11 protein-coding genes are annotated in these 12,181 nt (G+C 42.9%); 10 read left to right on the top strand and 1 reads right to left on the bottom strand.

The window, feature by feature from the left end; all coding sequences use genetic code 11:
- Positions 1–133 precede the first annotated feature (133 nt).
- The 7 genes from SORDD05_RS03425 to alaS all read left to right on the top strand — a co-directional run bounded on the left by SORDD05_RS03425 (position 134) and on the right by alaS (position 7,684).
- Entirely contained in the window at positions 134–1,291 is a 1,158-nt protein-coding gene (locus SORDD05_RS03425) for an ABC transporter ATP-binding protein (protein WP_000742901.1), read from the top strand.
- Positions 1,272–2,078, top strand: a complete 807-nt coding sequence (locus SORDD05_RS03420) for an ABC transporter permease (RefSeq protein ID WP_061417090.1) — start codon at positions 1,272–1,274, stop codon at positions 2,076–2,078. The genes SORDD05_RS03425 and SORDD05_RS03420 overlap by 20 nt, the downstream gene beginning before the upstream one ends.
- A complete protein-coding gene (locus tag SORDD05_RS03415) occupies positions 2,075–2,848 on the top strand; it encodes an ABC transporter permease (protein ID WP_061417089.1) in 774 nt (257 codons plus the stop codon). Before SORDD05_RS03420 ends, SORDD05_RS03415 begins: the two co-directional genes overlap by 4 nt.
- Positions 2,845–3,915: an ABC transporter substrate-binding protein gene (locus SORDD05_RS03410; RefSeq protein WP_061417088.1), complete on the top strand. Its 1,071-nt coding sequence runs from the start codon at positions 2,845–2,847 to the stop codon at positions 3,913–3,915. The genes SORDD05_RS03415 and SORDD05_RS03410 overlap by 4 nt, the downstream gene beginning before the upstream one ends.
- A gap of 137 nt (positions 3,916–4,052) precedes the next feature.
- Positions 4,053–4,304 (top strand): hypothetical protein, encoded by a 252-nt coding sequence (locus SORDD05_RS03405; protein ID WP_061417087.1) that lies wholly within the window; start codon positions 4,053–4,055, stop codon positions 4,302–4,304.
- A 254-nt stretch (positions 4,305–4,558) separates the two neighbouring features.
- Positions 4,559–5,044: an LURP-one-related/scramblase family protein gene (locus tag SORDD05_RS03400; protein WP_061417086.1), complete on the top strand. Its 486-nt coding sequence runs from the start codon at positions 4,559–4,561 to the stop codon at positions 5,042–5,044.
- Between the two features lie 21 nt (positions 5,045–5,065).
- Entirely contained in the window at positions 5,066–7,684 is a 2,619-nt protein-coding gene (gene alaS / locus SORDD05_RS03395) for an alanine--tRNA ligase (RefSeq protein WP_061417085.1), read from the top strand.
- Between the two features lie 90 nt (positions 7,685–7,774).
- On the opposite strand, the gene SORDD05_RS03390 is transcribed toward alaS, so the two are convergent.
- On the bottom strand, positions 7,775–9,223 hold the full coding sequence (locus SORDD05_RS03390; protein ID WP_061417084.1) for an alpha-amylase: 1,449 nt from the start codon (positions 9,221–9,223) through the stop codon (positions 7,775–7,777).
- Between the two features lie 270 nt (positions 9,224–9,493).
- On the opposite strand from SORDD05_RS03390, the gene SORDD05_RS03385 reads away from it, so the two are divergent.
- Genes SORDD05_RS03385 through SORDD05_RS03375 form a run of 3 tightly spaced genes read left to right on the top strand, consistent with a single transcriptional unit; the run spans position 9,494 to position 12,175 of the window.
- Positions 9,494–10,657, top strand: a complete 1,164-nt coding sequence (locus SORDD05_RS03385; protein ID WP_061417083.1) for a class I SAM-dependent rRNA methyltransferase — start codon at positions 9,494–9,496, stop codon at positions 10,655–10,657.
- On the top strand, positions 10,654–11,331 hold the full coding sequence (aroD, locus tag SORDD05_RS03380) for a type I 3-dehydroquinate dehydratase (protein WP_007518326.1): 678 nt from the start codon (positions 10,654–10,656) through the stop codon (positions 11,329–11,331). Before SORDD05_RS03385 ends, aroD begins: the two co-directional genes overlap by 4 nt.
- Positions 11,321–12,175, top strand: a complete 855-nt coding sequence (locus SORDD05_RS03375; RefSeq protein ID WP_061417082.1) for a shikimate dehydrogenase — start codon at positions 11,321–11,323, stop codon at positions 12,173–12,175. The genes aroD and SORDD05_RS03375 overlap by 11 nt, the downstream gene beginning before the upstream one ends.
- Positions 12,176–12,181 lie beyond the last annotated feature (6 nt).

Below are 12,181 nucleotides of genomic sequence, written 5' to 3'. Positions count from 1 at the left end.
TGTCAATGGAAAGGGGGTGAAAACCTATCGGTAGCGAAGATGTATGCAGGTGGTTTTACTCCCTGCAAGAGGTAGTAGCGGCTTGACAGAGCCCTGATCTGTTAATTTATGAAAAAGAAGGAATTTATGCCAATTGAAAAAACCAATTATCGAATTCAAAAACGTCTCTAAAGTTTTTGAAGACAGCAACACCAAGGTTCTCAAAGACATTAACTTTGAGTTGGAAGAAGGAAAGTTTTACACTCTTTTAGGCGCATCTGGTTCAGGAAAATCAACCATTCTGAACATCATTGCAGGTTTACTGGATGCGACGACAGGGGATATTTTGCTGGATGGGGTACGGATCAATGATATCCCAACCAACAAGCGAGACGTCCATACGGTCTTTCAATCCTATGCCTTGTTTCCACATATGAATGTGTTTGAAAATGTTGCCTTTCCGCTCCGCTTGCGTAAGATTGACAAGAAAGAAATCGAACAACGTGTAGCGGAAGTTCTCAAGATGGTTCAGTTGGAAGGGTACGAGAAGCGTTCCATCCGCAAACTCTCTGGAGGACAACGTCAGCGTGTGGCCATTGCCCGTGCCATCATCAACCAACCCCGTGTGGTCTTGCTGGACGAGCCTTTATCAGCGCTGGACTTGAAGTTGCGAACAGATATGCAGTACGAACTGCGTGAATTGCAACAACGATTGGGGATTACCTTTGTCTTTGTCACTCACGATCAGGAAGAAGCCCTTGCTATGAGTGACTGGATTTTCGTTATGAATGATGGCGAGATTGTTCAGTCTGGAACGCCTGTGGACATCTATGACGAGCCGATCAACCACTTTGTTGCCACCTTTATCGGTGAGTCCAACATCTTGCCAGGAACCATGATTGAGGACTACTTGGTCGAGTTCAACGGCAAACGCTTTGAAGCGGTTGATGGAGGGATGAAGCCAAATGAACCTGTTGAGGTTGTCATTCGTCCAGAGGACTTGCGCATTACCCTTCCTGAAGAAGGCAAGCTCCAAGTTAAGGTTGATACCCAGCTTTTCCGTGGAGTTCACTACGAGATTATTGCCTATGACGAACTAGGAAATGAATGGATGATTCACTCGACTCGTAAGGCCATTGTGGGTGAGGAAATCGGTCTGGACTTTGAACCAGAAGACATCCACATCATGCGTCTCAACGAAACCGAAGAAGAGTTCGATGCTCGTATCGAGGAGTACGTAGAAATCGAAGAGCAAGAAGCAGGTCTAATCAACGCGATCGAGGAGGAAAGAGATGAAGAAAACAACCTCTAAACTCTTTGTAGTGCCCTATATGCTTTGGATCGCCCTCTTTGTTCTCGCACCCTTGGTCTTGATTTTTGGACAATCCTTTTTCAACATCGAAGGGCAGTTTAGTTTAGAAAACTACAAATCCTACTTTGCGTCACAAAACTTGACCTATCTCAAAATGAGCTTCAACTCTGTGCTTTATGCAGGAATTGTGACCTTGGTAACACTGCTCATCAGCTATCCAACAGCCCTCTTTTTGACCCGTCTCAAGCACCGTCAACTCTGGCTCATGCTGATTATCCTGCCAACCTGGATCAACCTACTCCTTAAGGCCTATGCCTTTATCGGGATTTTTGGTCAAGATGGCTCCATTAACCAATTCTTGGAATTTATCGGAATCGGTTCGCAGCAATTGCTCTTTACTGATTTCTCCTTTATCTTTGTCGCAAGCTACATCGAGCTTCCCTTTATGATTTTGCCGATTTTCAATGTTTTGGATGATATGGACAACAATCTTATCAATGCCAGCTATGACCTCGGTGCGACCAAGTGGGAGACCTTCCGCCATGTCATCTTCCCTCTGTCTATGAACGGTGTAAGAAGTGGGGTTCAGTCTGTCTTTATCCCTAGTTTGAGTCTCTTCATGCTGACACGTTTGATTGGGGGTAACCGCGTTATCACACTGGGAACGGCCATTGAGCAGAACTTCCTGACCAATGACAACTATGGAATGGGTTCTACCATCGGTGTAATCCTCATCCTGACCATGTTCATCACCATGTGGGTGACCAAGGAAAGGAGAGAACGATGAAAAAATTATCGAACCTTTACCTAGCCTTTGTCTTTATCATCCTTTATCTGCCAATTTTTTACTTGATTGGCTATGCATTTAATGCTGGCGATGATATGAACAGCTTTACTGGTTTTAGCTTGAACCATTTTAAAACCATGTTTGGTGATGGTCGTCTCATGTTGATCCTCACTCAAACCTTCTTATTGGCCTTTTTATCAGCCTTGATTGCGACCATTATCGGGACTTTCGGTGCTATTTACATCTATCAGTCTCGTAAGAAATACCAAGAAGCCTTTTTATCACTCAATAATATCCTCATGGTTGCGCCTGACGTTATGATTGGTGCCAGCTTCTTGATTCTCTTTACCCAGCTTAAGTTTTCACTTGGATTTTTGACGGTTCTATCTAGTCACGTGGCCTTCTCGATTCCTATCGTGGTCCTGATGGTCTTGCCTCGTCTTAAGGAAATGAATGATGACATGATCCATGCGGCCTATGACTTGGGAGCCAGCCAGTTTCAGATGTTTAAGGAAATCATGCTTCCTTACCTGACTCCGTCTATCATTGCAGGTTATTTCATGGCCTTCACCTATTCGCTAGATGACTTTGCCGTGACCTTCTTTGTAACAGGGAATGGCTTTTCAACCCTGTCAGTTGAGATTTACTCTCGTGCTCGTAAGGGGATTTCGCTAGAAATCAATGCCCTGTCTGCCCTTGTCTTTCTCTTTAGTATTATCCTAGTTGTTGGATATTACTTTATCTCACGTGAGAAGGAGGAGCAAGCATGAAAAAACTCTACTCATTTTTAGCAGGAATTGTAGCGATTATCCTTGTCTTGTGGGGGATTGCGACTCATCTAGATAGTAAAATCAATAGCCGAGACAGTCAGAAATTGGTTATTTACAACTGGGGGGACTATATCGATCCAGAACTCTTGGAGCAATTCACAGAAGAAACAGGAATCCAAGTACAGTATGAGACCTTTGATTCCAATGAAGCCATGTATACCAAGATTAAGCAAGGTGGAACGACCTACGATATTGCCATCCCAAGTGAATACATGATCAACAAGATGAAGGATGAAGATCTCTTGGTTCCACTCGATTATTCAAAAATTGAAGGAATCGAAAATATCGGACCTGAGTTCCTCAACCAGTCTTTTGACCCGGGAAATAAATTCTCCATTCCTTATTTCTGGGGAACCTTGGGAATCGTCTACAATGAAACCATGGTAGACGAGGCTCCTGAGCATTGGGATGACCTCTGGAAGCCAGAGTATAGGGATTCCATCATGCTCTTTGATGGGGCGCGTGAGGTGCTGGGACTCGGGCTTAACTCGCTCGGTTACAGCCTTAACTCAAAGGAACCTCAGCAGTTGGAAGAGACGGTAGATAAGCTCTACAAACTGACTCCAAATATAAAGGCCATCGTTGCCGACGAGATGAAGGGCTACATGATTCAGAACAATGCGGCTATCGGCGTGACCTTCTCTGGGGAAGCCAGCCAGATGTTGGAGAAAAATCCTAACCTCAAGTATGTCGTTCCGACTGAGGCCAGCAATCTCTGGTTTGACAACATGGTCATTCCAAAAACTGTGAAAAACCAAGATGCAGCCTACGCCTTTATCAACTTTATGTTGAAACCCGACAATGCTCTGAAAAATGCCGAGTATGTCGGCTATGCAACACCAAATAACACGGCTAAGGAATTGCTCCCAGAGGAGACCAAGGAAGACAAGGCCTTCTATCCAGACGCTGATACCATGAAAAACCTAGAAGTTTATGAGAAGTTTGACCATAAATGGACAGGCAAGTATAGCGACCTCTTCCTACAATTTAAGATGTATCGGAAGTAGTGATAGTAACGAAACGAATCAGTCAAGCTGGTTCGTTTTTTGAATAGTTGTATAGCTGTGTATTTTTACTATCCTATTTGCTTATTTTATAGCCTAGTAGTATACTAAGTTTATAATAATAGAAAGCGGTAACAAAGATGAAAATGTCTACTTTTTTCAAAAAAAGTTATTGGCCAACCTTTTTGATTGTTCAGCAAACTGTTATACTATTCTATCTAAAGGATGGTTTGGATCGACAATACCTAACAACTGAGTCTATATATTTGGTGATAGGGTTCTTTATATTTGTAAATATTTTCGAAGCTATCTTTAACAATTCAAAACTTTGGAATAAAAGTTGGGATAAAAAGAAAAATGGCAGTAAGAAAAAATATATCCTGAAAAAGTAATCAGGGATGTAGGGAATGATTTCCAGTTGACGCAAGCTTAAAAAAACGATATAATAAGAAAGTTGAGAATTGATTTTCTGTCATCTTAGTCCAGAGAAATGGCGGTGCTGCGAGCCATCTAAGCTAGGAAATCATGCTACTCAATCTAATAATTGCATAAGATTTTGAGAATGACAAGTTCATTGAATGAAGGTGGTACCGCGGTTTTTCGCCCTTCGTGATATGAGCTTGTCTTTTGATTTTTGGAGGTGTTTATGAAGACATTTCTCGTGAAACAAAAGTTTCGTCTCGGAGGCGAACGCTTTGATATCAAGGATGATAGAGGAGTGGTGAACTATCAGGTGGAGGGATCTTTTTTCCAAATTCCTAAGACCTTTACCATCTATGACGCCTATGGTGAGCAAGTCAGTGAGATTAGTAAAGAATTTTTTACTTTGCTTCCCCGCTTTAACATTCAGTTACGGGACGGGTCAAATTTCGTCATTCGTAAGAAGTTGACCTTCTGGCGAGATAGGTATGAGTTTGATAATCTGGGGCTTCGTATCGAGGGCAATATCTGGGATTTGAATTTCAAATTGCTAGATGATCGTGATCAGCTTATCGCCGAGATTCGGAAAGAGATTTTCCATTTAACCTCAACTTACACCGTAACCGTCTATGAAGACTCTTATGCAGATCTGGTCATTTCCCTCTGTGTCGCGATTGACTATGTGGAGATGCTGGAAAGCCAATCAAATTAAACAAGTAAATAAGGAGATATTATGAAACAACTATCTAGTGCTCAAGTTCGCCAAATGTGGCTAGATTTCTGGGCAAGTAAAGGCCACTCTGTAGAACCATCAGTGAGCTTGGTTCCAGTAAACGACCCAACTCTTTTGTGGATCAACTCTGGGGTAGCAACTCTTAAGAAATACTTTGACGGAACCATCATTCCTGAAAATCCACGTATTACCAATGCGCAAAAAGCCATCCGTACTAACGACATCGAAAACGTAGGGAAGACTGCGCGTCACCATACCATGTTTGAAATGTTGGGGAACTTCTCTATCGGTGATTACTTCCGTGACGAAGCCATCACTTGGGCTTACGAGCTTTTGACAAGTCCAGAATGGTTCGATTTCCCAGCTGAAAAACTTTATATGACCTACTATCCTGAAGATAAGGATTCTTACAACCGCTGGATTGAAGTAGGAGTGGATCCAAGCCACTTGATTCCAATTGAGGATAACTTCTGGGAAATCGGTGCGGGGCCTTCTGGACCTGATACAGAGATTTTCTTTGACCGTGGAGAAGCATTTGATCCAGAAAATATCGGTATTCGCCTGCTTGCAGAAGATATCGAAAACGACCGTTATATCGAAATCTGGAACATCGTTTTGTCACAATTTAACGCTGACCCTGCTGTTCCTCGTAGCGAGTACAAGGAATTGCCACACAAGAACATTGATACGGGCGCTGGTTTGGAGCGTTTGGTGGCAGTTATCCAAGGTGCTAAGACAAACTTTGAAACAGACCTCTTCATGCCAATCATTCGTGAAGTTGAGAAATTGTCAGGTAAGGTTTATGACCAAGACGGTGACAACATGAGCTTTAAGGTCATCGCAGATCATATCCGTTCCCTCTCATTTGCTATTGGAGATGGAGCTCTTCCAGGAAATGAAGGTCGTGGTTATGTCCTTCGCCGTCTCCTCCGTCGTGCATCTATGCACGGTCAAAAATTGGGCATCAACGAGCCTTTCCTTTACAAATTAGTTCCAACTGTTGGAAAAATCATGGAAAGCTACTACCCAGAAGTGCTTGAAAAACGTGACTTTATTGAGAAAATCGTGAAGAGCGAGGAAGAGTCATTTGCACGTACCCTTCACTCAGGTCAACACTTTGCAGAAACCATTGTAACTGATTTGAAAGCGAAAGGTCAAAACGTTATCGCGGGACAAGATGTCTTCAAACTCTATGACACTTACGGTTTCCCAGTGGAGTTGACAGAAGAAATTGCTGAAGAAGCTGGGATGACTGTAGACCGTGAAGGTTTTGAAGCAGCCATGAAAGAGCAGCAAGAGCGTGCGCGTGCGTCTGCTGTTAAGGGTGGCTCAATGGGTATGCAAAATGAAACCCTTCAAAACATCACAGTGGAAAGTGTCTTTAACTACAATGCCAGTCAACTGCCATCTAAGTTGGTGGCTATCGTAGCGGATAATGCTGAAGTAGAAGCTGTATCTGAAGGAACTGCCTCTCTGATCTTTGCAGAGACTCCATTCTACGCTGAGATGGGTGGACAGGTAGCTGACCACGGTCAAATCTTGGATGCTGCAGGAAACGTCGTGGCTACTGTGACAGATGTTCAAAAAGCACCAAACGGCCAACCATTGCACACAGTTGAAGTCCATGCTCCGCTTGCTTTAAACCAAGAGTATACATTAGCGATCGACAGCAATCGTCGTCATCGTGTCATGAAAAACCACACAGCAACTCACTTGCTTCATGCTGCTCTTCACAATATCCTTGGTCACCATGCGACACAAGCAGGATCTCTGAACGAAGTCGAATTCCTCCGCTTTGACTTCACACACTTCCAAGCAGTAACTCCTGAAGAATTGCGTGCCATTGAACAACAAGTCAATGAGAAAATCTGGGAAGCGATCGTAGTGGAAACTGTTGAGACAGATATTGATACGGCTAAAGAAATGGGAGCCATGGCTCTCTTTGGTGAAAAATATGGTAAAGAAGTTCGTGTTGTAACGATCGGTGACTACTCTGTCGAACTTTGTGGTGGTACCCACGTTGGCAACACTTCTGAGATTGGTCTCTTCAAGATTGTCAAAGAAGAAGGAATCGGTTCAGGAACTCGCCGTATCTTGGCAGTGACTGGTAAGGAAGCCTTTGAAGCTTACCGTGAACAAGAAGACGCTCTTAAAGCCGTCGCAGCAACCTTGAAAGCACCTCAACTCAAGGAAGTACCTCACAAGGTGGAAGGACTTCAAGAACAACTCCGTCAACTTCAAAAAGAAAATGCAGAATTGAAGAATAAAGCAGCAGCTGCGGCTGCAGGTGATGTCTTCAAGGATGTGAAGGAAGTCAACGGCCACCGTTACATTGCTAGTCAAGTTTCTGTATCAGATGCAGGTGCCCTTCGTACCTTTGCGGATAACTGGAAGCAAAAAGACTACTCTGATGTGCTTGTTCTTGTCGCAACAATCGGTGACAAGGTCAACCTTCTTGTAGCCAGCAAGACAAAAGACATCCACGCAGGTAACTTGGTTAAAGAATTGGCTCCAATCGTCGATGGACGTGGTGGTGGTAAAGCAGACATGGCCATGGCAGGAGGAAGCAACCAAGCGAAGATCCAAGAATTATTGGATGCCGTAGCAGGTAAATTGTAAGAAAACATTTAGGATCTATCCACTTGGGTAGATCTTTTTGCATACACAAAAAAGCCAAATCTGGTTGGATTTGGCTTGTAACTGATAGATTTATTTAACTGCCCAGACACTGACTGAACCTGCTGCTACTGGAAATTCTCCATAACCGTCAGCATTGATAGTGACTTGTGCTGAATGACTTTCAAGGAGATCAACAAAGGTTTGGCCAGCCCATTCTTGACCGACAAACATGGACTTGCTGTTTTCTTGGTCGTTTGAGATAAGGACAGCGATTGGTGATTGTTTTTCAGCACCTGAACGAACCCATCCGATACAGTTGGCATCATCAAAGTAGTCTGTTTGCTCTCCATAAGCCAAGTCTTTTCGGATGACTAGGAGATGGTCAAGAACTTCTTTGAAATCTTCTTGGGCATATTGCCCTGAAATGCCGTAATAGTCTCCATAAAAGACACATGGAAGGCCTTGCTCACGAAGAAGGATGAGGGCGTAGGCTGCAGGTTTAAACCATTCTTCGACGGTTGATTCAAGTGCCTGTCCTCTTTGAGTATCATGATTGTCCACGAAAGTGACAGCCTTATCAGGTTTGATTTCCACTAAACTATCGTTAAAAATACTACGAAGGTCGTAGCTTGATCCAGCTTGACTGGCTTCAAAGAGGTTTTGGTGGAGACGAACATCGACAAGGTCAAAACGTTCTTCTATTTTCTCGAGATAGTCTAGGTTAGCTTCCTTGTCTGGATTCCAAAACTCACCAAAAACATAGAAATCTTCACCGTATTTTTCCTTCATATCTCGGATAAAATTGCCCATAAAGAAGGAGTCAATGTGTTTAACGGCATCCAAGCGGAATCCTGCCACACCAGTTGTTTCCATGAACCAGTCAGCCCAGTCATAGATATTTTGGATGACTTCAGGGTGTTTAAAGTCCAGGTCAGCGTACATGAGGTAGTCGTAGTTGCCGTTTTCGTTATCCACCAATTCCTCATTTGCCCAACCTTTATTGTCTCCTTGGATTAGGTAAATGCCAGACTTACGGCGTTTGGCATCGTAGTCTGTACCTGTAAAGTGGTACCAGTGCCATTCAAAGTCATTATAGGTTTTCTGACGTCCATCAAAAGTGAAGTGGGTCCATCCGTTGATAGTAAAGGGCTCACTTAATTGAACTGTACGGTCCTCGGGATCGACTTCGATAACTTGAAAGGCTTCTAATTTATCTGCTGCAGCCTTGTGATTAAGAACGATGTCAGCCATTGGTTGGATTCCGTGATCCTTGAGAGTCTGAATCGTTTGGAGATAATCTTCCTTAAAACCATACTTAGTACGAACAGTCCCTTTTTGGTTAAATTCACCCAGATCAAAAAGATCATAAACGCCATAGCCAACATCTTTTTCATTGGTTGCCTTGAAGGCAGGTGGCATCCAGACATGACTGATACCGAGATTTGCTAGGTGTTCTGCGTCATCTGCCAATCGTGTCCAGTGTTGTCCGTCGTGGGGCAGATACCACTCAAAGTATTGCATAAGTGTCTGATTTTGCATTGTTTTTCCTCTTACTTATCAATGATGTGTTATATTCTACCATAAAGTCCAAAACTACGCAAACGTTTGCGCAAATTTTCTCTACTCATTTCTAGAAATGTCTATTTTTAGAGAATGACCATTATCTTTTCATTGGTTAGGAAAGAAGGATTAGAAAAAATGAATTGACTAAACTTTTTTTAACAAAAATAACACTTAGTAAACTAAAGTAAAAATGGAGAAACGCTTTCTATTTTGAGAATTGTCACAAAATTTGCTATAATAGTAGCTATGAATAGAATTAGGGTCAGCAGACGTGTTGAAAAAAAGCTAGCTAAGGGTCTAGTTCTTTTGGAAGCAAGTGATTTAACAGATATTGATCTGACGGATCAGTCAGTAGAAGTTCTTAGTCAAGACGGGAAGTTTTTAGGGAGTGCCTATCTTTCTCAGCAGAACAAGGGCATTGGCTGGTTGGTCAGCAAGGAAAAGGTTGGTTTCAACCAATCCTTCTTTGAAATTCTGTTTCGTAAGGCCAAGGAAGCTAGAAAGCCTTATTATCAGGATGACTTGACTACTGCCTTTCGCCTTTTTAACCAAGAAGGGGATGGTTTTGGTGGTCTGACTATTGATCTCTACGGAGATTATGCTGTCTTTTCGTGGTACAACTCCTTTGTTTACCAGATTCGTAAGCTGATAGTAAAGGCTTTTAAGGAAGTTTTTCCTGAGGTCTTGGGAGCGTACGAAAAGATTCGTTTTAAAGGTCTAGATTATGAGTCTGCCCATGTTTATGGTGAGGAAGCGCCAGACTATTTTACTGTTCTTGAGAATGGCGTGCTCTATCAAGTCTTTATGAATGATGGTTTAATGACAGGGATTTTCCTAGATCAGCATGAGGTTCGTGGGAGTCTGGTTGACGATCTAGCCATGGGCAAATCCTTGCTCAATATGTTTTCCTATACGGCTGCCTTTTCAGTTGCTGCAGCTATGGGAGGCGCGAGTGAGACGACTTCTGTCGACTTGGCTAAACGGTCCAGAGAGCTGTCAGAAGCCCATTTTCAGGCAAATGGACTCAGCACGGACAATCATCGTTTTATCGTTATGGATGTCTTTGAGTACTTCAAGTATGCCAAGCGAAAAGGCTTGACTTATGATGTGATTGTTCTTGATCCGCCAAGCTTTGCCCGCAATAAAAAACAAACATTTTCTGTAGCTAAGGACTATCACAAGTTGATTTCCCAAAGTCTAGAGATTTTAAATCCGGGAGGCATTATCATTGCTAGTACCAATGCTGCCAATGTTTCCCGTCAGAAATTTACAGAACAAATTGATAAAGGTTTTGCAGTAAGAAGGTATCAGGTCTTGAACCAATACGGACTTCCAGCAGACTTTGCCTATAATAAAAAAGATGAAAGCAGTAATTACCTCAAGGTGATTAGTATGAAGGTTAGTAAATGAAATTAGTCGTCTCAGTAATGCCAAGAAGTTTAGAAGAAGCGCAAGAACTGGATGCCACTAGGTATGAAGATGCCGATATCATTGAGTGGCGTGCGGACTTTCTTGCAAAGGACGCTATTTTACAGGTAGCACCTGCTATCTTTGAAAAATTTGCAGGACGCGAACTGGTCTTTACCCTTCGGACTCGCGCTGAGGGAGGAGAAATCGAACTTTCCTCAGAAGAGTATGTTCAAATCATCAAGGAAGTTACTCAGCTTTATCAGCCGGATTATGTAGATTTTGAGTATTTCAGCTACAAGGACGTTTTTGAGGAAATGTTGGATTTTCCAAATCTGGTTTTGAGCTACCATAATTTCCAGGAGACACCTGAAAATATGATGGAAATCCTGTCTGAGTTGACCAGTCTCTCTCCAAAAGTGGTCAAGGTATCTGTCATGGCCCATACGGAGCAGGATGTTTTAGACCTGATGAACTACACACGAGGATTTAAGACACTCAATCCTGAGCAAGAGTACGTGACCATTTCCATGGGGAAAATGGGCAAGGTATCACGTATCACTTCAGATGTGACGGGTTCAAGTTGGTCATTTGCTAGTCTAGATGAAGCGAGTGCCCCGGGTCAAATTTCTCTATCAAACATGAAGAAAATCAGGGAGATTTTGGATGAAGCTTGATGGCTATACACGTTTAGCTGCAGTTGTTGCAAATCCCATCAAACACTCTATTTCACCCTTTATCCATAATAGGGCCTTTGAGGCGACAGCTACCAATGGTGTCTATGTGGCTTGGGAGATTGAAGCGGGTGACTTGGCAGAAACAGTCGCAAATATTCGCCGTTACCAGATGTTTGGAATCAATCTCTCCATGCCTTACAAGGAGCAAGTGATTCCTTATCTGGATGAGTTGAGTGATGAGGCTCGTTTGATTGGGGCGGTCAACACAGTTGTCAATCAAGATGGAACGTTAATTGGATATAATACAGATGGCAAGGGATTTTTTAAGAGCTTGCCTTCTTTTACAATCTCGGATAAGAAAATGACCATTCTAGGAGCAGGTGGTGCAGCCAAGTCCATTTTGGCTCAGGCTATTTTGGATGGCGCCAGTCAGATTGCAGTCTTTGTTCGTAAAGTTTCCATGGAAAAAACAAGACCTTATCTAGACAAGTTGCAGGAGCAAACAGGATTTGAAGTTGACTTGTATGCTTTAGAAGATGTTTCTGAACTGCAATCAAGGATTGCCGATTCGCACTTACTAGTCAACGCGACTAGTGTGGGAATGGATGGCCAGTCGTCCCCCGTTTCAGAAAGCATCAATTTGCCAGAGGCTCTCTTGGTCGCAGATATTATTTACCAACCCTTTGAAACGCCATTTTTGAAATGGGCCAGAAGTCAGGGCAATCCAGCCGTCAATGGTCTGGGGATGTTGCTCTATCAGGCTGCAGAAGCTTTTCAACTGTGGACAGGCAAGGAAATGCCGACAGATGAGATTTGGCAGTCCTTAACAGAAAAATATAAATAGTGAAAA

Origin of the sequence: Streptococcus oralis, from assembly GCF_001578705.1 — a bacterium.
Classification (GTDB): Bacteria; Bacillota; Bacilli; order Lactobacillales; family Streptococcaceae; genus Streptococcus; species Streptococcus oralis_J.
This window is presented reverse-complemented; position numbering and strand designations above follow the sequence as displayed.